Source organism: Agarivorans sp. B2Z047, from assembly GCF_023373605.1.
GTDB lineage: Bacteria > Pseudomonadota > Gammaproteobacteria > Enterobacterales > Celerinatantimonadaceae > Agarivorans > Agarivorans albus.
Genome location: NZ_CP088080.1, coordinates 4651027 through 4672070 on the forward strand (window position 1 = coordinate 4651027; position 21044 = coordinate 4672070).

Below are 21044 nucleotides of genomic sequence, written 5' to 3' on the forward strand. Positions count from 1 at the left end.
CTATAACGGCACTCATGCTGCGCACTAAACGATTACAGCGAGTGTTAAATTCCAATGTCTAAAAAGCTGCAAACCTCTATCGTTATCGACCTACAAGGCAACTTGGCCAGCCAAGCCAAGAAGTATGGCCGCGCCTTTAACAGTATGGGCGCGCGAGCTAAAAAAAGCTTTGGGGTAGTCCATCGCTCAGCAGCAATGGCATCAAACGGACTTGATCGCATTGGCAACCGCTACGCCACCGCCGCCACCGCCTTTGTATCTGCGCACCTTATCAAAGGTGTTGCCGACTTTGACAAGCAAATGATCCGCTTAGGAACCAACGTCAACATTACCGCGGAAGAAGTCGAAGCGCTTAAACAGCTTGTGCAAGACGTTTCAAACGATAGCAACATCAATATTGACAGAGGAACGCTCACAGAAGCACTCGACACGTTTTTGGGGCGCACCGGGGATATTGAAGCGGCCCGCGACAACATCCACAACTTAGCGCTGTCGATTCAGGGCTTCGGCGCTGATGCTAAAGCCTCGGGCGAACTGATGGCCGCCATGTGGGAAAACGGCATTCGCAACGCTGAGCAAGTACAAAATCAGCTTGACCGCTTTTTCGCGCAATTCTCCAAGGGTTCGATATCCGTCAAAGAACTTGCCAACGAAGCGCCGCGCGTATTTGCGCAGTTGACGCAAGGTGGGCCGGAAGCCATGACCCAAATGGGCGCGCTGTTTCAAATTTTCGCTAAAACCAAAGGCTCCGCCTCAGAGGTAAGCACCAGCATTGAGGCGCTGTTCCGCACCTTTACTGATGCCAAAAAACAAGCTGATCTGCAAGCCAAAGGTATCCGCATTTTTGAAGACGACGGCCAGACCATGCGCGACCAGTTCGCCATCTTGGAGGACGTGCTGAACGCCACGCAGCACTTGGGCGATAAGCAGTTAACAGCCCTTAGCGAAAACGGGCTATTCGATGCCACCGCGCTCTCAGGCCTGCGCGCGCTGCTCGCACCGGAAAATCGAAAGCTCATGCAAGATATGATTTCAGGCAACGTCGAATACGGTATGACAGCCAAGGCAGCTGCGCGTAATGCGGGCAGTTTGGGCGCAGTAATCACGGGCATAAAGGGCACGCTCGAGCAAATGGCCGATGAGAACCTCAGTGGTCCGTTGCAAGAGTTTAGCGAATGGCTGCGCACACTGGATAAGGACGCAGTGCAAAGCGCGGCCAGTATGGCCGCATGGGCGGTTGGAGTGACTGCCGCGCTAGTGGTATTTAATAAAGCGGTGAAGACCGCCAAAAATGCCAAAAGTGTGTTCGATGCCGGGCGCGAAATCTTTACAGGAAAAGACGGCAAGCAAGGTAAAGGAGGCCCCGGCAATGTTCCCAGCGCCGTACAAAAAGTCTTTGTGGTAAACATGCCTATGGGCGGCATGGGCGGCGGAGGCGTTGACCGCAAAGGCGGCCGCCGTGGTAAAGGGCTGCCCCAGCGCAACACGCCGAGCCCAAACGCTAAAACCAATATACCAAGCTCCGCTCCGAGTAAAGCGCCCGGCAGGTTTACCAATATTCCCGGCAGTTTCGCTAACCTTCCCAGCTTGCCTCATGCGAGCAAGGTCGCACGAGGCGTGCCTATCGCGGGTACAGCGGTAAGCGGCTTGATGATCATGGATGCAGTAAACAATGGCACCGCCGAGGATGTGGGCCGCACCACTGGCTCATTGGGCGGCGGCGCAGGCGGCGCTGCAGCTGGCGCACTAATAGGCTCCATTGTGCCCGGTTTGGGAACCGCGATTGGCGGCCTGATAGGCGGAATACTTGGCTCACTGGGTGGCGAGTTTGTCGGCGGCAAAATTGGCAAACAATTTGTTGATGATGGGCAAGCGCCAGCTTCGACTGCCCCCGCATCGCCGCGCGCTCGTCGTGCAAAGCGCCTTCGTGAAGACGGCGCGAGCACGCCATCCGCTGAGCCAATGGGTGAGCTTGAGGTGACAATTGAGGACAAACGAACGCGGGTAAATTATCGCCCGCGCAATGAGGGCTTAGGCGTCACGGTTAACAGGGGGCCGACTTCATCGGCTATAGGGGGCTAATATGACCCCTTGGTATGACCTACAACGCGCCAGCTTTCGCGGCGTGATATTTAACGATAAAAGCATCACTGGCAAAAGTGGCCGCCGGGCTATCACGCACCAGTACCCCAAGCGTGAACAAGGTTGGACAGAGGACAACGGCGCGCTACTTGCCGAGTTTAGCGTCACCGCGGTCATTGTCGGCCACCGCTACCGTAGCGAATTAAATAGCCTATTAGACGCGCTCAACACGCCGGGCCCCGGTAAATTAGTTCACCCGCATTTTGGCGAGCGCAATATTCAGATTGGAGAAGTCAGCCACAAGCTATTTGCTAGCCACGGCGGCTATGCGGAGGTTAATTTTGAATGCTTCGATGCTGGTATTCAAAACGCGCCCGCGGCAGATGAGAGTACCGAGATAGCCCTTCAAAGCAGTGTTGATGATGGTTTAAATCAAGTTAATAACGACTTTGAAAACGAGTTTGACACTACCACGCTGCCTGACTACGACCAAGAAGACTTGGCACAGCAGGGGGGCGGCTACGTCGATGATATCACCGAGCTTTACCGACAAATGAGCGACCCGGCCTCAAACCTTGGCGATGTACTAGACCAAGCCGAGCGCTTTAAAACACGTTTGGGCGAGCTCTTAGCTAAGCCCGGCGAATTGGCCCGCGAGTACGCCAACCTTTTGTCACGTGCCGAAGACTTGGCTACCCGCCCGCCCGAAGAGTTGCAAGTGTACGATCAATTAACGCGCCGCTATGAGGGCAAACGGTATCAATACCAAGTAAAACGCGCCCGCGATTGGCAGCCCGGCGACACGCCGTCAGCCGTACCCGGTACAGCATTAGAAATAAAGCAACACCGACAAGCTGAAATGAACCACTTACTCGAAGCTCAGGTAGCTACATTTAACGCGGGAACGATTGTTAGAACCACGTTCACCGAGGCGAAATTGGCAACAGAAACAGTAAGCCGCCTAGATGAAAACCTCACCACGCAAGCGGTGACGGCGTCGAACTTAGGGCGGCGCAATAGTTGGCTAGCGCTGCGTGATGTTAGCGTCAAACTTCGCGCCGATATTAACAAGCGTGCTTTGCTTTTGCCGCAAGTGCGCACCATTACCGCGACTCAAACAGAGCCGCTGATTTTGATTGCTTACCGGGAAACCGGAGACGCTAAGCGGCGCGACGAATTAGTCGCGCGCAACCGTTTAGTTAACCCCGCTTTCGTTATGCCGGGTACCGCTTTGGAGATTGTGAATGAGTAATATTACTCTGCGTATTGATGGCGTAGATTACACGAACTGGTTAAGCGCTAGCGTTGATATGGACGTGCGCACCTTGGCGTGGGGTTTTAGCGCAAGTGTCACCACCCCGGTTGAGCAGCCCCAAGCCCTAGACGTCAAAAAAGGCGATCGGGTAGAAGTGCGCTATCAAGAGCATGTCGTGCTAACGGGCTATGTTGACGCAGTAAGCGCTTCGCACGATGCGCAAAATGTTAGCTTAAGCCTAAGCGGCCGCTCACTCACCGGACAGTTAACCGACAGCTCGGCCGTTTATGAGGGCGGTCAGTTTGATAATTTATCCTTGTCCCGCATCGCTGAAATATTGTGCGAGCCTTTCGGCATCGATGTGCAAAACATCATCCCGGAAGCGGGGCCGGGCATTTTACAGACGCAATATTTAGAGGATGCGCCTTTTGATGTGGTGCGCATCGAGCAAGGCGAAAGCGTGTTTGAATTGCTCGAGCGCTTGGCCCGCCAGCGCGGCGTACTGTTAACCACTAACGCACAAGGCGCGCTGGTTATCACTCGTGCAGGAACAACGCTGGTCACTCCAGCGCTGCGCCTAGGTGTCAATATTAAAGCCGCGAACGGTTTAGACGGCTTACAGCAGCGCGCAAGTCAATACATTATCAAAGGCTCAACCAATGGCGGGCTAAAATGGAACACTGACCAAGCCAGCGGTAATGCAATAGTGGTCTATGACCGTAGCGTGCCGCTTTATCGCCCGCGTATTGTGGTGTGTGAATCGGAGCTAAGCGCCGAAAATGCCCGCGCCCGTGGGCAGTGGCAACGCTGCCGGGATTTAGGTGAAGACGTTATCGAGAATACAACGGTAACGGGCTGGGATAATAGCGAGGGCTACTGGCAGCCCAATCGCCTAGTATACGTTGATAATCCACTGCTAGGCATTAACGGTGAGCGCCTGATTGTTGCGGTAACACTGACAGAAGGCGACGACGGGGAGTTGTGCGAGCTGACCACTCAACCGCCTGAGGCTTTAGTTATTACCGAAGAACAGGCTAGCGAGGAGGCCTTAGCGTGGCAAACGAACTCAACGCAATAGAGCGCCTACTCGCCCCCATCAAGCGCCGCTTGCGCTTAAGCCTTCGCCGCGCGCGGCTCTCTAGCGTGGACGACTCAAGCCCGCGCCAGCACTTAAAGGTGAATGTTTTCAGCGGCGAGCTGGCCGACAATATAGAACGCTTTCAAAACTACGGGCACACCAGCGTGCCACCGAAGGTATCAGAAGCGATTGTGGCAGCCCTTGGGGGCAACCTAGACCAACTCATCGCTCTAGCCGTTGAAGACAAGGACTGCCGCCCCGCCGGGTTAATAGAGGGTGACAGCTGCCTTTACCATTTAGAGGGCCATAATTTCAAACTCACAAAAGACGGCGTCGGCATACTAAGCCTTAAGCGCTTAATCATTGATGCCGAGCAAAGCGTCGTTATCAATACGCCGAGCTTTACCGTGAATGCGTCAACCGTTCATTTAAACGCCAGCGGTGAGTTAACAAGTAACACGCCAAAAGCGACCTTTACAGGTGAGGTATTCGCGCAAGAATTTGATGCGGACGGCATTAAGTACACCGCGCACTTCCACCGCGTGAACGGCTCGCCGACCACAGGGCCTCAATCATGACTATTAAATTAATTTATCACGCCAGCGGCGGTGACATTGACTTAGACAGCGCCGGGGTTATGCAGGAGGACGGCTGGTTTACGATGGTTTTTATCATGCTGTTTTCAGACCGCCGCGCCACTGAGGGCGACGAGATACCCGACCGCAGCGGTGACCGCCGAGGTTGGCCGGGCGACAGTTTTTTTCCATACCCGATAGGCTCGCGCTTGTGGCTACTTTCGCGTGAAAAGATTGTGCCCCGCGTGCAGTTTGAGGCCGAGGATTACGCCCGCGAAGCCTTGGAGCCACTACTTATTGAGAACATGGCCAGCGCGGTTGAGGTCAAAGGCAGTACTTGGCAGCCGCCCGGCCTTGAGGGCGCGCGCGAAAAATGGCTGCGCTTAGATATCACCATTACCAAGGCAGACGGTGAGCTGTTGCCTTACGGTTTTAGTTTACGATGGGAGGCGCAATAATGGCGTATATATCCCCAAGCCTTGAGGATTTGATCAAGCAAGGCGAGCAGGACATAGAGACACACTTAGATGGCAGCCAGCCCCGCTTGCCCTTCAGTGTCGAGCGCGCGATTAACTTTGCACAAAGCGCACTTGTCAAAGATTTACATGACCGTATTGATTATGTGTCGCGCCAAATTGTACCCGGCACAGAGAACAGCGATTCAACCATTATCTACAATGCCAACCGCCGCGGAATACAGCGCAAAAGCGCGACCAAAGCGCAAGGCTCGGTGTCTTTTGTCGCAGAAGTCGGCACAAACTTACCCGCAGGGCGTGAAATGCAACGCGGCGATGGCGTGATTTATATCACCCTGAGCAATACTCAAGAGTCGGGCGGCGTCATTGTCGCTGACGTCGAAGCGCAGCGCCCAAACAGCGAGAGCTACGACGGCAACGTTAGCGCCGGGGTAACCGTGAAACTTATTACCCCGGCTGATGGTATCGCATCAAGCGGTGAAACTATCGAGCCGGGCATTACTGGCGGGGTGAACGAGGAGCCCATAGAAGCGCTGCTCGAGCGTCTAATATTTCAAATGCGCTACCCGCCCCAAGGTGGCGCTGAATTTGACTATGTGCGCTGGGCGCTAGAGGTGCCGGGCGTGACTCGCGCTTGGACTTACCCCACATGGTACGGCCTCGGCACTGTCGGGTTAACGTTCGTCCGTGATTTTGACGATCCTAAATTCCCAAATGAGCAGCAAAAAGCAGAGGTTGAGGATTATATCTATCGCCACTTTGACCCCGCAACCAATGTTGAGGTAGGCCGTCCCATTACCGCCGAGCTCATTATGCTAGACCTTGTGCCTAAAGAGCTTGTGCTCACTATCGGCGGTGTTGATGACGCGACAGAGCGCGCGGCCATTGCACAAGAGCTAGCGCTGTTAGAGCTTCGCCTTATTGTTCCGGGTTACACCTTGCCGTTAACACAAGTGCAAGGGGCTATCACCCGCGCGGGCGTCTATGACTACACATTAGACCTAGGCGAGGACACCCCATCAAGTGCAACTGAACTAATTACCTTTGGGGATATCGTATGGGAATGAGTGCCACTGATTACCGCCAAATGGCGCAAAAGCTGCTGCCGCCGGGCTTCGCTTGGTCTCGCAATGAGGCGGACAATATCACCTATTTTTTACAGGGCTTAGCCGAATCACTGGCCCGCGCTGATAGCGATATTAGCGATATAGAAAAAGAAATTTACCCAGAATCGGCGCTAATCCTTATTGATGAATGGGAAGACGCGCTAGGCCTCCCCGAGTGCGGCCTAGGCGGCGACGATTTAGCCAAGCGCCGCTTAGATGCTTACGCCAAAGATACCGCCTATGGCGGCCTTAGCCAGTGGTACTTTGAAGACTTAGCAATGCGCGCGGGCTTTAACGTAGACATTGAGGAAGCGCGCGGGCACCACTGCGAGAGCAGCTGCGATGCGCCGCTTTACCACCCTTTATCGGGCCTCGCCCCAGTGGCCTATAGTGAGGCAACATTTACCCGTTGGGCCACCTGTAACAATTCCTGCTTAAGCCCCATCCGCTACTTTGGCGACGGACGGCTTGAGTGTCTTTTAAATACCTACAAACCCGCCGAGGGGCGGTTTGTATTTGCATATACGGAGGTGTAGAGATGCATCAAGTCGATAATGAAACAGCTGCAAGCGAACGCCCGCCTTTTGAAAGGGCAATTTCTCCGGGATGGTTTACTAAGGGGGGGCAAGCGCAAGCCGCCACCTACCCCGGCGCTGATTGGTTTAACATGATGCAGGCAGAAGCGATTAACCTAGTTGAAGCTGCTGGCTTAAGCCTTGACCGTGATGATGTGACCCAATGGGCTAAAGCGGTTGTAGCGATTGCTCAAAATGAGATTGGCGAGGGCGACTTCTTGCGAGCTAACCAAAACCTTATTGATGTAGCCAGTAAAGTTGAGGCTCGAGAAAACCTCGATGTACCGAGTAATGATGAGGTGACCGAGGCGCTCAATACGTTAGCCACAGCGTTCACCGCCGCCCTACAGGCTCACGTTGATGATGACAATCCACACCCGCAGTACACAACACAAAGTCAGGTTGACCAGAGTGTAAGTGAAGCGATTACCGAGCATAAAGGTGATGAAGACGCGCACAGCCAATATGAAAAAGAAGGCGTAGCAAGCAACTTAATTGATGAGCATAAATCAGAGCTTATCGCACATGATGCCAACAACTTGCGCGCAGGTACGCCGGGTTTGAGCGGTAATACCGTACAAGCGCAGCTCATCGAATTATTAGAACTGATCCAAGGGTTAACCCCATCAGATGAATTTGTTCGAAACTTAGGCTTAGCGGGTAATTATGCCGATGAGGGCAGCAACCGTGGACAAAATTTACCTGCTGTAGCTTCAATCAATATTAACTTTAGAACCGATGGCTCGCATGACGTGCTATTTCACAACGGCGAAGACTCGTCCGGGGCATATCTACAAACTCCAGACGATAATGCAGGTAGCAATTATGAGCTGTTATATACCAAAATATCGGGCAGCGATTTTGAGAGCGGCGCTCCCGCCGAAGGGGAGTGGCACGGCTTAGATAATGAAGCCTTGTTCAATTTTCACCTTTCGCGGTCAAGCAACGGTACGTCTACAAAAGACGGCTCATTTCTATTTCGTATTCGCAATAAAGCAACACTGCAAGAGGAGTCCCAATCAGTGGCGCTCGCGTTAAAAGTGGTGAGAAGTTACAACCCGGGGGAATAATAAATGCACCAAATAGACACTGAATTCACAGCCGCTGAAATGCCACCGTTTCAATCTGCACACTCGCCGGGCTGGTTTGTTAGCGGGGGGGCTGGCCAACGCCCAACAACCGTTGGTGCTGATTATCTGAACATGGTACAAGCCGAGTTTTTAAATATACTGGCGGCGGGAGGCCTGACACCTGATAAGGCGAAGTTAAACCAAATTTCATTGGCTATCCGCGCAATTGCATCATCGCAATCTGAAGAGAGCTTGGAGCTGCACATTGACGATGCCAACCCGCACTCGCAGTATGTTTTAGCAACGGATTACCAACAAGGTATTGATGATGCGATAACTAATCATAAGGCGGAAGCTGATCCACACGACCAATATGCAAAAAATGATGATGTGGCGGACGATATCAGCGATGCGATAACTAATCATAAGGCGGAAGCTGACCCACACGACCAATATGCAAAAAATGATGATGTGGCGGACGATATCAGCGATGCGATAGCTAATCATAAGGCAGATGATGATGCTCACTCACAGTACGCGCTTGCCAGTGCCGTTACATCAATAGCTACTGCCGCCGCAGCCTCGGAGGTGAACAAACACAAAGCGGAAAATGGGGCACATAGCGGCGCACGTATTAGCTTTGATAATGCAGGTACCAATATACCCGCAACAGACATAGAGGGGGCCGTTAAGCACGTAAATAATGAGGCCGCGGCAAATGCGCAAAATATTTTAACGCTTACCGAAACGGTTGCTAATTTGTCTAGTGCTTCTGGCCAAATACAAGGCGAAACAACGCCCATATTTGGTGAAATACCACAGGTTGAAACTGAGATCCCCTTTTCTATTCTCATTAATAGTACCGACCAAGGAGTATTTAGAATTGATGAGTCAGAAAATACGATAATCTTTGAGCAAGACACCAATTTTAATTTTTTAACCAGCGCCTTTCTTAGTTTTGACACAGGTAACCCTCGAGAGGTGATCTTTCGCATTCGCCGCGCGAGTGATGACCTGCTGATATCAGAGCGCCGATTGCCAATTGAAGAGAGCAACAATGATAAAGATCAGTTTATTTCGAATAATCTAGTTACAGTCGGCAAAAACGGCCTACCATCGGCCCCGCTGGAGGTAAAACTGACCATTGAGTGTGACGGTAATGATATTGAGTTTACGTCGTTCGATTCGTTAATCACCAGTTCAGCAAATAGTGCAGGTAGTGGCACTAGTCCGGTTGAGCACCCTTTCGCAAACATGGAGTATTTGGGGCGTCAAACCATCGGTAGGTATGTAGGCGATGGATTCGCGGTAAGTAATGGACAGGATAAATATTACATTATTCGTGCGACGTCATACCAGGAGCGAAAGGGTCAAATTGGCTATATTAGGTTCGGCTCGGATATTCTGGTTGCTAACTCCCTAAGAGATTATCTACGCGCAAAGCTTAATTGGCATGAAAAAGCCATTGAAACTCCGCCAACGTTTGTAAAAGGATATGATAGCGCTATACAGGCTACCCACCATAGCATGGTAGCCGTCGTCATTAATAACGGCAATGTGTTTTTACGTACGCCATTTGATATAGGCTGGTCGGCCGAACATGTTGACGAGGGAGCATTTATTGACCTTAACGATGCAGTGGGGCTTGGCACTAACGAGCCTGTATATATATATACTGCTAATGCCTTTAGCACCGTTGATATTTGGGAGGTTAAGTATGATTAATGCAGTGGCCATTGTTAAAGACGGCGCGAATACTATTGTGATTGTTCCTGATATTGATACGGCTAATGCGCTAGCCAAACGGCATAAACAATCATTTATTATTGAAATACCCGCGGATGCTGATTTTATTGCTGATGGGCGTTGGGCCCCGTACCGTCCTGATTTTGAGCACCTACAAATAGACCCTAGCTTAAAGAACTACTTCTGGATAAAAACAGTTGAAAGCGTCCATGCTGAAATACTCAATGAACGGTTAGCTGCATTATCAATCTACACTGACAGCCTCTACCAACCCTCGCAGGCTAAATATTCAGAGGCTGAGCGCCAAAGTTGGATAACACAGGAACGAGAGGCTGAAGCGTGGTTAGGTGATAGCTCAATTTCTACCCCGGTAATAGATCTATATTGCAACGATGACAAAACGCGATTTTGCCAGAAGGTGCTCGATAAGGCGCGCAAGCACAAATCATCATTATTTATCGTTGCCGCCTCCCAGCGCGTCAGGGGGGCGCTGGAAAGTTTTAGCCTTGATGATCTTTATCACGCTGATATTCAATTAATGCTACAGGGGGAACTAAATGCCTAGCGTCAAGCTTATTCACGCAGACCCGCCGCTACTGGTGCCGATGCCTTTTAGCAGACGCTACCGAGTAGAACGCCCCGTTCTAGTCAAATATAAAAACGCCCGGGGAGAGGCTAAATCGCTAGTCGTACCAGCGCACTTCATCACCGACGGAGCCAGCATTCCGCGCCCGTTTTGGTCGCTCATCGGCTCACCCTATCTCCCCGAATTTATCACCGCCGCTATCGTTCATGATTGGTGCTGCGAAAATAAGTGGGATGTCACCGAAATGAGCGACTTATTTTGGGTACTGCTGCACGATGCAGATGTCGGCAAAGGTAAGGCGAAGCTTATGCGCCAAGCTGTACAGCTCTATAAATCACTGTTTTAAGGATGAGTTATGCCAACAAAAACACCCGGAAAAAACGGATTCAAATATAAACCTAAATGGGGCGTGATTGTGATCTGTAAAGATGAACAAAAGCAAAAAAGCACTTACGCCAAGCTGGCCCGCATGGGCTACCGTTGTAAGGTGGTCACTGTATGAAAATTTGCATCCGCAAGCAGTGCCTAGAATCGAAGAGCTACCGGGCCGCTGCCGTTAAATCGCTGTTTAACGTTGAGAGCGGAGCAAGCTTTGAGCTTGACACCGATTTACCGATTGATGACCAGAACTGGCAGATTGGCGTCATTGTCGGTCCTAGCGGCAGCGGTAAAACCAGCATTGGTGAGGCGATATGGGAAGGTGTGCCCCCTTATACGCCCGTGTGGCCGCATAATAAGCCCATAATAGACGCTATCGCTCCTAAGCAATCAATCAACGCGGCTACAGCGGCACTTAGCCAAGTAGGACTCGGCAGCGTTCCGACATGGCTTAAACCTTTTGCAGTGCTATCTAATGGCGAGCAGTTCCGAGCCAATCTAGCGCGGCTTATCTGTGACGCTCCCAAGCGCGCCATCGTTGACGAGTTCAGCTCGGTTGTTGATAGGCAAATCGCACGTGTAGGAGCAAGTGCCTTTGCTAAAGGTTGGCGGCGCACAGACGGGCAAGTCGTGCTGCTAAGTTGCCACTATGACATATTGGATTGGGTAACCCCCTGCTGGGTATTTGATACCGCAACGGGCCAATTTACACGGGGGGTAGAAAGGCGCAGACCGCCGCTCGAGCTTAAAATCTATCAAACCGACTGGCGATTTTGGCCGCTATTTGAAAAACATCACTATTTAAAATTGCCCCCTATGATGTGCTCTACAAATTACATAGGGACCATTGATGGAGAGTTGGTAGCGCATGTCGCATTTTCAACTCGTCCCGGTCTCGTAGAGGCGAGAGCCTGCCGCTTGGTTATCATGCCTGAGTGGCAGGGCGCAGGCGTAGGGCTGCGTTTTCTTAATGCGGTGTGCGAGCTGTGGCTACGAGGAGAGAACCGTTACAACAAGCCGATGCCAACGTTATTTCACACCAGCCACCCCGGCCTTGCACATGTACTGCGTAAACAGCCTCAATGGACGCAAGTCAGCGCCAACCTATGGGGCGGCAACGCTTCGCGCAGGAACGCGATAAATAAAGGCAAGTACGGCGGCCATTTTAGATCAGTGCAAGGCTTTCGCTATTTGGGGGCTTCAAATGCCGCTTAAATCACCTTTAAAGGTTGTGTTAATTGGCCGCCACAAACTCGCTAACGAAGCTTATTTTGCGATCAAAGCGCTAGAGGGCGTGGCCATCACTAAGATAATACAGAGCAGTACTAAGTCCATCACCGCGGATACCATACCGCCCGATTGCGACTTGATAATCTGCGCGCATAACAGCGCTTATATAGAGCCGGGCGCGATAGCCAAATGCAAACTCGGTGCTATTTCTTATCACCCGTCACTCCTCCCGAGGCACAGAGGAGGTAGCGCGGTCGAGTGGGTTATTCGAATGCGCGAGCCAGTGACAGGTGGCACGGTCTATTGGATGGACCAAGGGCGCGACACGGGCCCGATTGCTAATCAGCGTCATTGCTTTGTAAAAGCCTCAGACACGGCCCGGACGCTTTGGTATAGGGAATTGCTGCCTCTAGGCGTTGATCTGCTTGTACAGACTGTGGAAGAGGTACAGCTGGGGATTTGTAGCCGCTTAGAACAGGATGAACAACACGCAACGTGGGAACCTTGTTTAAGCGTTTAGATCTCTCGTTGTGGGAAAAGTAGCGCTTACCATTTTAAGTGATCCGTTTTACCATTTCGATTCGCGCGCTACATCGACAAACTCTTCCAAAGAGCCCATTTTGTAGTCATTAAACACTTCAAAATTTAGGTTTTTAAGGATATCTATGTCTGCCCAATGGTAGGCCCAGCTAGGGCCCATCGGCCACAGTTCTTCTTCAGGGATAAACTTTTTAAGGCTTGGTATAGACGGCGCAGAAGCAGCGGTTAACTCTGGAATAATCGCGCAATCTAAGGCCGGGTAATACTCCTCCATAAACTCTGCCCCACCTTGATAGTAGTGTTCGTTAGCATGGATAGATTCATTCGGCTTAAAGCCCATATTTACTGCCGACTCTGAGCTAAGTGGTGATGCCAAACCATAAGGAACGTTAGTTTGGTCTGCTACCGCTTCGCCAATACGCTCCATTAAAGCTTTATTACCACTTTCTTCGTGAGCCCCTGAGAAAAAGACCTCTTCTCCGCCCATCCAAAAGATTTGCGACGGATGATTACGGCGCTGCTTAACGGTTTCGATGCACTCGTGTAATACCCCACTAATAAACTCAGGATCTTTAGGATAAGCCTGAGTCGCCAAAGTAAAGTTAGTCCAAACGGTGATACCTAGTTCATCACAAATGCGGTAAAAATCCGGTACTTCTGGTGGGTGCCAACCAAAGATACGCAAGTTGTTGATATTGGCTTGTTTTACCATGGCTAAGCGGTCTTCATATTTGCTTAGACTATTTTGACCGTATAGAAACGAAGGCTGACCTCCCCAACAAGCCGAACGTAAAAAATGCTTTTTGCCGTTGATAACAAAGGTCCATGGAAACTCGGCCTGCTCGCGCGAATAGCCCGGATTAAACGCCATGCTAACCTCACGTAAGCCTATCACTTCTGCGCAGCTGTCGACGGGAGAGTCATCAATTTGGACTTCCACCTGCAAACTATAAAGGTGTTGCTGTCCCATATCCCAAGGCCACCATAACTTGGCATCTTCAACCTTGATGGTGTGGCTAAAAGTGTTTATTCCGGGAGCCAACTGATGAACAGACTGTTGGTGTATTGTTTCGGTTTGACAGTTTCTGCCCGACAACTGTGAAAGCAAGGTAACTTGCTTAGGCTCCGAGCTATAATTCATGACTTCGTAACTGGCATCAACAAGCGCAGTGTTGCTATTCTCAAGTCGAACATCACTACGGATGCTTGATATTTTAAGCTGTTCAGATGCTACCACTCGCACTGGGCGCCAAATGCCAAATGGCACCAATCCAGAGAAATAGTCGCCCGAAAAGTTAACCTTTTTACCGCCACAATTTCGGTAATTTTTAGGTGGAGGATCAAGCTTAATCATCAGCATGTTGGCACCGCCACGCCAATCTTCAAAGCTAACCACATCACTTACGTCAAACTCAAAGGCAGAAAACATGCCTTCATGGCGCCCAAGGTGCGTGCCGTTTAGCCACACATCACAGCTATAATCTACACCCTCAAACTGCAGTACAATCTTTTTACCTTGCATCGATTCAGTAACCGCAAAACGATGGCAGTACCACCACTCATACTCGGCCACCCATTTAGCCCGATGCATATTGCGGCCAAAATACGGATCGGCAATTTCATTAGCACGCCAAAGATCGGTATAAACATCGCCAGGAACGGTCGCAAAATTCCAGCTAAAGTGCGTACCTTGATACTCAGCAGGTAACAAATGTAAGCCTTCTTTTATACCTTGACCGGGCCGCATTCGCTCCATCTGCCAACGGCAGCCGCTCAATTCAATCACTTCTCTAGTCACTTCGCCCTCAAACTTCAAATAGAAACAATACATTTATATATAAATATATTATTCACCAAGCAATAAGATCAATTGAAAAAATCGCCAAATATGATCCTGCTCTAAGTAAATAGCGGCGGGTCTTAAGAAAGACTTGGATTCAAATGATAATTAAAAGGAGTGCGCCAGCTAGCTGCTACAAAAAAAGGGCTCAGCAAAAGCTGGCCCCAAACAAGGAGAACAAAAACAGATAGATTTAATTAGCTATAGCGCTATTGGCTGCGGGCGCTTGTGACTTTGCGCTAAGCGTAAACATCGCTAACACCGTGGCAGCGGCGGCAAACAAACCAAAATAGATATAGCTCCAAGGGAAGCCATATTGGTCGTACATGCTGCCCATAACCGGTGATGCAATGGCGGTCATTACATTGTTAACCACCTGAAAACCAAACATATAAGTAAAGGAATTAACTTTTCTGTCGAACTGCTCGGCGGTGTACGCAAATACCGAAATAATGAGCATTGGATTCACAATACCAAATAGCAATTTAGCCACCAGCGCTAAGTAAAAGTTCTTTTCACCTAAGCCGGCGTAACCAATCATTAATAACACCGCAGAAATGCCCGCTGCAGTTAATACTAAACTGCCTTTTGCCCCAACCTTTTTAATGATAAATGGCACCGCCATACTGAAGAAAAACAAAAAGATCGCGGTTATGCCATCCATGCTAGAACTAAAGGAAATGCCTTCTTCTTGGGTGGGAAAGAAGCTTATAAAGTAACGAGTAAACTGGGTCATCGACGTCCAAAACACCACCGAAATGGTGCCTGCATAGGTCATAAAAGCCCACATTTTTGGCTGCTTAAGTAAAGTAATCACATCGGCTTTCTGGATCTTCTCTTGGGAAATAACCTCATTATCTAAGCCGTCTAAGTGGCGCACTTTAAGCAGCAAGGTACACAACAGCATGAGTACTGCAGAAACGCTGCACGCGTGGAAAATAAGATCTGGATTAATGTTATACAAAAAGCCAGCTAACACTGCTGACACGCCCCAAGCTGCAATGCCAAAACCATTCACAATACCAAAGTCACTGGCGTGGCAGCGAGCAAAGCGGTCACTGTAAGAAGCAATCACACCACTTCCTGCCTGAAACAGCATTCCCAAATACACAGAGCCAACCACAATACCAAGTGCAAAGGTTGCGTTGTTTGCCAACAAAGGACCATAGACATAAATATAGAACGGCCCAATGGCTAAACTCAGTACTGCAATAAAATAAATTAGGTGTTTTTTAAGCCCTAACTTATCCAATATGTAACCAAAGGCAGGTTTAAACAACACGGCTATGCCGGTTTGCAAACCAAACAACACTCCTATCTGCGAGCCATCAATACCCACGCGATCATTTAGCCAAACTGAAAACAACGATCCGGAGCTTAAAGACCAGAAAAAGTTGTAGAAGAAATACATTAGGCAGATTTTACCCATGGCAACGCGGTTACTATCGGTTTTCATCGAGACTCCATTTGCTTAGTCGCAACACAGTAAATACTGAATGCCGCGGTAAAATTGATGAAGTTGATACTGCCAATGATGTAAATAATCCAAGCATCCATTTACTGCACTTCCCTGCTCTGCAAACCCAACCTCAAGGATTCATTTGTAAATAAACTATTCATATATAAATATACAATCAACTGGCAAACGCTTAATTTATGATCTCTACCCCATCCCATAGGCAATATTGGCTTAATAAGAACTATAAGAGCAATAAAGTGCTCCCAAGGTGAAAGTCAATCCTAGTCAGCGAAGCTTACAAGAGCAGAGTAAAGAGAGGGTGGCACAAGCGCCAGACAACCTTGCCGCAGAATGCAGAGCTAGAAAAACCACTTCATGAGAAAAGCTAGGGGATAACCAAGCTAGTTTTGCCTCGCCGTCAGCGAGCTACCGCATAAAATTAGTACGCTGTAAACATTACACGGCGCGCAGTTCACAGCGCGTATTTTTGCCTGACGCTGTGGCGGGTTTATTGAACATGCTGCAAGCTAGGAGGTACATTTTCCCACAAAGAATCAGCCCTGGTTTTTTGATAGCCGTATTGGTACAGGCTGGTCATGTACTCTTTGGTAAAAGCTTCATCACTAATTTTAGAAAAATCATTATCAATATAGGCAAGCCTAAAGGTCATTTGATTGTGTTGAGCAAAGTGATAAATATGCTCTACATCGCCAATTCCTTGATTGCGGATGATAGTTGAAATGGAACGTAAGCCAATATCTGTAAGATTATTATTGGTGACTTGATAATGTGGTTTTAACAAGCCATTGCGAATGACAAAGACATGCTGAGGATTACGTTCAAAGGGTAGGTTATAGTAAGCCCATTGAGGCACCAAAAACACTTGCCGAGATACACCACCGTCTACGTGTAATTCTTCAAAGCGCTGCTGCCCATCGTCAATAACAATGCTTTTTGCTGGAAATGCACCAGGTACAGAACTACTAGCAATAATGATATTTTGAATCAGTGTGATGGCCTCGTCACTGCCTACTTGAGCAATCTTTCCCACATCCCACAAAGACATTTTTTCGTTATCCAGATTGGTTGTTCCAATAACCAATAAACGTCCTTTAGCCCGCTGCTCTGCTAACTGTTTAACAATGTCGGCATCAATGTAACTTCGTACTTGATCCTCAAAGCCTGCGGTATCAAGTACTGCTTCCCCACGCAGTAAGCTCCAAATGCTTTTAACCTGAAATAAACTGCTCATTGGCGTTTCGGTATAATAATTTTTTAGGGTTGAATCATAGTCACTGCCCAAATACGCAAAAACCGAGACAATCGCGCCGGTTGATACCCCAGTCACCAAGTCAAACTCCGGCCTATCACCGTTGGCCGTCCAAGCGTTTAAGACACCAGCCGAAAAGGCACCGTTTACTCCACCTCCCGACAACGCCAAGTGGTAAATGTCACTTCCCACACCGTTATTTCGCGCTCGGCTGTCGAGGATACTTTGATACTCTTGCTCAATATTATGCTCAGTAATTTCGGTGCTTTCGCCATCCCAATATCGCAACCCAGCGGTGGCTAATGGATACATTAACTCAGATTCTTGAGCAGCATTTCTCTCTGGTGAACTGCAGCCAACGACCATAAATAGCAGTAAAGCTAAGCAAAACCTTGAACGTATTGAAATAAGCGGGAGCGTAGACAAAGAAAAGCACTCCAATTGAAGTAAATGAATAGAATAATCGTAACAGAAAGCAAGACAAATAAATTTAGTTATTACTGTAAATAAGAGCTAGGGCTAACATCCATGCTCAGCCCAAACTGAGCAAATTAGAAACGGTAATCTACCGACATATAAACTTGCTGCGTATCGTTTATTTTAACTCCGTGCGATTGATAATCTTGGTCTAAGTAACGGTAAGCAAGTTCTGCACTCCAATTACTGTTGATGCGGTACATCACACCAGCTTGTCCACCCCATACAAATTCTGTGGAGCTTTGATTATTAATTTCGCTGTCTGCCGCACCAATAGAAGCACCAGCAAATACACTAAATTTCTCACTAACCGGATGGATGTAATCGTAAGATGCTAAAAAGGTATTTTGACTTAATTCATCCATGTAAGCATAAGTGCCCATCACACGGTGATTTTCGTTGATGATGGCACCACCACGCAATTGAAACGTTGCGTCATCATCTCCGCCAGTATATTCACCTTTGATATTGTCAGCTTGATAACCAACACCACCACCAACAAACCAATCTACATCTGCATTGGCTGCGTGAGCGCCTACAGAAACTGAAGAAATAATTAGTGCGCTCAATATAGTCTTTTTATTCATAGTATGTATTCTCGCCATTTGTAAAGAATCATCATTGGTTAACTCTATTAGATAACCAAACCGTATTAAGAAGTAACTCGTCCTTAATTACGCGTTAAGCAGCTCGCTGTTGATTGGCGACTGCCGGCACATAATACCGATACAAATTGTTTGGATATAGCATCGCCAACATCACAAACCGTCACGAATAACATTACAATATAGTGATTATAAAATGCTGAAGGTTTTACTTACTTGGATAAATTAAGCTGACGTTTAGTTTTATGAGTGGCTTGCGCACTAACCGGGTCATCAGGCCAAGGGTGACATGGGTAACGCCCTTTCATCTCTTTTTTAACTTCTACATAAGCAGACTGCCAAAAGCTGGCTAAATCTTGAGTAAGCTGCAAGGGCTTGCCACCAGGAGAGAGCAATTCTAAGGTAATAGCAACTTTATTGCCTAGCTGGGGAGACTGCGGTTGACCAAACATCTCCTGCAGTTTAATAGCCACAACCGGTGCTTGCCCTAGTTGGTAACGAATGGCCGCCCGGTTACCGGAAGGTGCTAAATAGTGGCTAGGCACTAAACTTTCGATTTGTTGCTGTTGCTGCCAATCTAGCCGCGACTTTAAGGCCGCCAACCAATCGATATTTTTAAGCTGCTGCCATGTTCTGCAACTCGCTAAGTGCATAGTTAGCCATTGCTCTGCATCCTCTAACAGCGCTTCTTCGCTAAAATCTGCCATCGCCAGTTCACTAAACCACTGTTGAGCACAACGTACCCGTTCAAGCCAAGCGCTGGCCTTATCGCCAATTGGCAACCAAGCAAAGCCTTTAACTCGAATCTGCTTAAGCCAAGCACTTACCACTTGTTCTGCTTCAAGCTGCTCAGCAGCTTTGGCACTTAGTACCAACTCTCCTAAACATTGCTGTTTCTCGGCAACGATTCGTTTAGCAGAATCAGACCACTGGCAATGTAACCTGCTAGTAAAGCGCTCTGCTTGTAAGGTTTTTAGTTGCGCTAAATCTAGCCGGCAAGCCAGCGCAACTTTGCCTTGATTTCGTCCCTCTGGCCAATATAGATCGCACACCACTAAGACATCACTTTTGCTCAATTGATGTTGCTGTTCGTCAAGCGCTAAACCAAAACCACCACTGCAGGTATAATTACGCCCTTGGCGCTTTAAGGCGATTCTGTCGGGAAACGCTTGGGCTAACAGCAAGCCATCCCAATGCTCCGCTACGCCCCCAGTCGCTTTAACCTTAAAGCGCTGCGCCAGTTGTTTTAATTGTTGCTGATATTGCTGCTTAGCCAGGCCTTTTAAGGCTGTAAATGCTTGGCTAAGTTGATCACTTTGATGTGAGTTATTGCTATCTAGCAAAGCCGCTAACTCACAAGCTCGCCACAACAATCCTTCAACATTGTGTTGCAACTGCCATTGCTGAGCTTGATCTAACATGGCTAGCATTCGAGGCCCAACACCACTGCTATTTAATTGCTCTGCACGTTCACTTAAACGCCCATCCTTTAGTAAGGCTAAATCACTCAACAATTGCTTGGCTTGCCCAAGGTGAGCGCTAGGAGGTATGTCCAGCCATTGCAATTCACTGGCATCGGCTCCCCAATGTAGGAGTTCAATCACCAAACGACTTAACTCACTGCGAGTGATCTCTGAGCTAGCAGCAAAGGGGCGATGATTTAACTGCTCTTCGCTGTAAGCGCGATAACAATGGCCAGCTTGTAAGCGCCCTGCTCGGCCGGCCCGTTGTATCGCCGATGCCTTACAAATCATTTTGGTTTGTAAGCGCGTGGTTCCACTATTGGCATGATAACTTGCTTGGCGCTCTAAACCGCTGTCTACCACACAACTAATGCCATCAATGGTTAAACTGGTTTCGGCAATATTGGTGGCTAGTACGATTTTATGTTTGCCGTCTTGCGCCGGACGAATAGCCGCTTGTTGCTCGGCTAAACTTAGCTTGCCGTAAAGGCTATGTAGCTGATACTCGGCCGACAATAATGGCCGCAAGTGCTGCTCAACATGGCGAATTTCAGCGTTACCCGGCAAAAACGCTAACACGCTGCCAGATTGCTCGGCCATGGCTTTTGCCACTAGCTGAGCAAAGCGCTCGCTCCATTGCCAATCACGTTTAATGGAGTGATAGCTATAAGTAATGGGAAAACTGCGACCTTGGCTTTCTAGTATCTGCGCCTCGGGCAATAGCTTGCTCAAGGCTTCACTTTCAAGCGTAGCCGACATAATCATTAGCTTTAACTCTGGGTTAAAAGCCTGCTGCACTTCTAGACTAAGCGCTAAACCCAAATCAGCATGAATGCTGCGCTCGTGAAATTCATCGAAGATCACCATCGCAACACCATCAAGCTCAGGATCTTGCTGAATCAAGCGGGTTAATATGCCTTCGGTTACCACTAATAATTGGGTCTGAGAAGAATGTCGCTTGTCACCGCGCATTTGGTAGCCAACTCGCTCCCCCACCGATTCGCCCAATTGGCTTGCCAAAAACTCTGCGATATTGCGCGCAGCTAAACGCCGTGGCTCCAGCAAAATAATTTTGCCTTTAAACTTTGCTTGTTGCAGTAACATTAGCGGTAATGCTGTCGACTTACCGGCTCCCGGTGGAGCGCACACTATAAACTGTTGTTTATTGCTCAAACTCGCCAATAAATCGGGGAATATCTGGGTAACAGGCAATTCGCTCAAAACCGCTCCATT

The 21044-nt window shown here is 49.0% G+C and carries 19 protein-coding genes; 14 read left to right on the forward strand and 5 right to left on the reverse strand.

All coding sequences use genetic code 11. The annotated features are described in order from the left end of the window. The first annotated feature begins 54 nt into the window (after positions 1-54). From LQZ07_RS21505 to LQZ07_RS24725, 14 genes are read left to right on the forward strand one after another with little or no spacing between them, the layout of a single operon-like run. On the forward strand, positions 55-2082 hold the full coding sequence (locus LQZ07_RS21505) for a hypothetical protein (protein ID WP_152784069.1): 2028 nt from the start codon (positions 55-57) through the stop codon (positions 2080-2082). Position 2083: 1 nt separating this feature from the next. After that, positions 2084-3334, forward strand: coding sequence for a DNA circularization protein (locus LQZ07_RS21510; RefSeq protein ID WP_152784067.1), 1251 nt, complete (start codon positions 2084-2086; stop codon positions 3332-3334). Then, a complete protein-coding gene (locus tag LQZ07_RS21515; RefSeq protein ID WP_249483359.1) occupies positions 3327-4415 on the forward strand; it encodes a phage baseplate assembly protein in 1089 nt (362 codons plus the stop codon). Before LQZ07_RS21510 ends, LQZ07_RS21515 begins: the two co-directional genes overlap by 8 nt. After that, positions 4391-4993, forward strand: coding sequence for a phage baseplate assembly protein V (locus LQZ07_RS21520; protein WP_152786523.1), 603 nt, complete (start codon positions 4391-4393; stop codon positions 4991-4993). The genes LQZ07_RS21515 and LQZ07_RS21520 overlap by 25 nt, the downstream gene beginning before the upstream one ends. Next, positions 4990-5448 carry a phage GP46 family protein gene (locus LQZ07_RS21525; protein ID WP_152786521.1) on the forward strand — a complete coding sequence of 153 codons (459 nt, stop codon included), beginning with the start codon at positions 4990-4992 and terminating at the stop codon, positions 5446-5448. The genes LQZ07_RS21520 and LQZ07_RS21525 overlap by 4 nt, the downstream gene beginning before the upstream one ends. Then, positions 5448-6533, forward strand: coding sequence for a baseplate J/gp47 family protein (locus LQZ07_RS21530; RefSeq protein WP_249483360.1), 1086 nt, complete (start codon positions 5448-5450; stop codon positions 6531-6533). The genes LQZ07_RS21525 and LQZ07_RS21530 overlap by 1 nt, the downstream gene beginning before the upstream one ends. Further along, positions 6524-7108, forward strand: a complete 585-nt coding sequence (locus tag LQZ07_RS21535) for a putative phage tail protein (protein WP_249483362.1) — start codon at positions 6524-6526, stop codon at positions 7106-7108. The genes LQZ07_RS21530 and LQZ07_RS21535 overlap by 10 nt, the downstream gene beginning before the upstream one ends. A gap of 2 nt (positions 7109-7110) precedes the next feature. After that, positions 7111-8217: a hypothetical protein gene (locus LQZ07_RS21540; RefSeq protein WP_152786530.1), complete on the forward strand. Its 1107-nt coding sequence runs from the start codon at positions 7111-7113 to the stop codon at positions 8215-8217. 3 nt (positions 8218-8220) lie between these two features. Continuing rightward, entirely contained in the window at positions 8221-9942 is a 1722-nt protein-coding gene (locus LQZ07_RS21545; protein ID WP_249483365.1) for a hypothetical protein, read from the forward strand. Further along, complete coding sequence (locus LQZ07_RS21550) at positions 9935-10528, forward strand: hypothetical protein (protein ID WP_152786553.1); 594 nt, start codon at positions 9935-9937, stop codon at positions 10526-10528. The genes LQZ07_RS21545 and LQZ07_RS21550 overlap by 8 nt, the downstream gene beginning before the upstream one ends. Further along, positions 10521-10895 (forward strand): DUF1353 domain-containing protein, encoded by a 375-nt coding sequence (locus LQZ07_RS21555; protein ID WP_152785962.1) that lies wholly within the window; start codon positions 10521-10523, stop codon positions 10893-10895. Before LQZ07_RS21550 ends, LQZ07_RS21555 begins: the two co-directional genes overlap by 8 nt. Positions 10896-10904: 9 nt before the next feature. Further along, positions 10905-11051 carry a hypothetical protein gene (locus tag LQZ07_RS21560; RefSeq protein ID WP_194164230.1) on the forward strand — a complete coding sequence of 49 codons (147 nt, stop codon included), beginning with the start codon at positions 10905-10907 and terminating at the stop codon, positions 11049-11051. Next, a complete protein-coding gene (locus LQZ07_RS21565; protein ID WP_152785960.1) occupies positions 11048-12142 on the forward strand; it encodes a GNAT family N-acetyltransferase in 1095 nt (364 codons plus the stop codon). Before LQZ07_RS21560 ends, LQZ07_RS21565 begins: the two co-directional genes overlap by 4 nt. Beyond that, positions 12132-12677, forward strand: coding sequence for a formyltransferase family protein (locus LQZ07_RS24725; protein WP_152785958.1), 546 nt, complete (start codon positions 12132-12134; stop codon positions 12675-12677). Before LQZ07_RS21565 ends, LQZ07_RS24725 begins: the two co-directional genes overlap by 11 nt. Before the next feature lie 48 nt (positions 12678-12725). Here LQZ07_RS24725 and LQZ07_RS21570 read toward each other — a convergent pair whose 3' ends face one another. From LQZ07_RS21570 to hrpB, 5 genes are all read right to left on the reverse strand, one after another. After that, a complete protein-coding gene (locus LQZ07_RS21570; RefSeq protein WP_249483368.1) occupies positions 12726-14495 on the reverse strand; it encodes a glycoside hydrolase family 2 protein in 1770 nt (589 codons plus the stop codon). 235 nt (positions 14496-14730) lie between these two features. Next, the gene (locus LQZ07_RS21575; protein WP_152785956.1) at positions 14731-15993 is read right to left on the reverse strand and encodes an oligosaccharide MFS transporter; all 1263 of its coding nucleotides are present in this window, start codon (positions 15991-15993) and stop codon (positions 14731-14733) included. Positions 15994-16504: 511 nt separating this feature from the next. Then, a complete protein-coding gene (locus LQZ07_RS21580) occupies positions 16505-17692 on the reverse strand; it encodes a patatin-like phospholipase family protein (RefSeq protein WP_227981668.1) in 1188 nt (395 codons plus the stop codon). A gap of 125 nt (positions 17693-17817) precedes the next feature. Next, a complete protein-coding gene (locus tag LQZ07_RS21585) occupies positions 17818-18330 on the reverse strand; it encodes a porin family protein (protein ID WP_152785954.1) in 513 nt (170 codons plus the stop codon). A 230-nt stretch (positions 18331-18560) separates the two neighbouring features. Continuing rightward, on the reverse strand, positions 18561-21032 hold the full coding sequence (hrpB, locus tag LQZ07_RS21590) for an ATP-dependent helicase HrpB (protein WP_152785952.1): 2472 nt from the start codon (positions 21030-21032) through the stop codon (positions 18561-18563). Positions 21033-21044 lie beyond the last annotated feature (12 nt).

Coding starts and splice junctions, on each gene's coding strand:
- LQZ07_RS24725 (WP_152785958.1), top strand. CDS start 12,132: ATGCCGCTTAAATCACCTTTAAAGGTTGTGTTAATTGGCCGCCACAAA.
- LQZ07_RS21555 (WP_152785962.1), top strand. CDS start 10,521: ATGCCTAGCGTCAAGCTTATTCACGCAGACCCGCCGCTACTGGTGCCG.
- LQZ07_RS21540 (WP_152786530.1), top strand. CDS start 7,111: ATGCATCAAGTCGATAATGAAACAGCTGCAAGCGAACGCCCGCCTTTT.
- LQZ07_RS21530 (WP_249483360.1), top strand. CDS start 5,448: ATGGCGTATATATCCCCAAGCCTTGAGGATTTGATCAAGCAAGGCGAG.
- LQZ07_RS21545 (WP_249483365.1), top strand. CDS start 8,221: ATGCACCAAATAGACACTGAATTCACAGCCGCTGAAATGCCACCGTTT.
- LQZ07_RS21535 (WP_249483362.1), top strand. CDS start 6,524: ATGGGAATGAGTGCCACTGATTACCGCCAAATGGCGCAAAAGCTGCTG.
- LQZ07_RS21575 (WP_152785956.1), bottom strand. CDS start 15,993: ATGAAAACCGATAGTAACCGCGTTGCCATGGGTAAAATCTGCCTAATG.
- LQZ07_RS21585 (WP_152785954.1), bottom strand. CDS start 18,330: ATGAATAAAAAGACTATATTGAGCGCACTAATTATTTCTTCAGTTTCT.
- LQZ07_RS21525 (WP_152786521.1), top strand. CDS start 4,990: ATGACTATTAAATTAATTTATCACGCCAGCGGCGGTGACATTGACTTA.
- LQZ07_RS21505 (WP_152784069.1), top strand. CDS start 55: ATGTCTAAAAAGCTGCAAACCTCTATCGTTATCGACCTACAAGGCAAC.
- LQZ07_RS21515 (WP_249483359.1), top strand. CDS start 3,327: ATGAGTAATATTACTCTGCGTATTGATGGCGTAGATTACACGAACTGG.
- LQZ07_RS21565 (WP_152785960.1), top strand. CDS start 11,048: ATGAAAATTTGCATCCGCAAGCAGTGCCTAGAATCGAAGAGCTACCGG.
- LQZ07_RS21560 (WP_194164230.1), top strand. CDS start 10,905: ATGCCAACAAAAACACCCGGAAAAAACGGATTCAAATATAAACCTAAA.
- LQZ07_RS21550 (WP_152786553.1), top strand. CDS start 9,935: ATGATTAATGCAGTGGCCATTGTTAAAGACGGCGCGAATACTATTGTG.
- LQZ07_RS21510 (WP_152784067.1), top strand. CDS start 2,084: ATGACCCCTTGGTATGACCTACAACGCGCCAGCTTTCGCGGCGTGATA.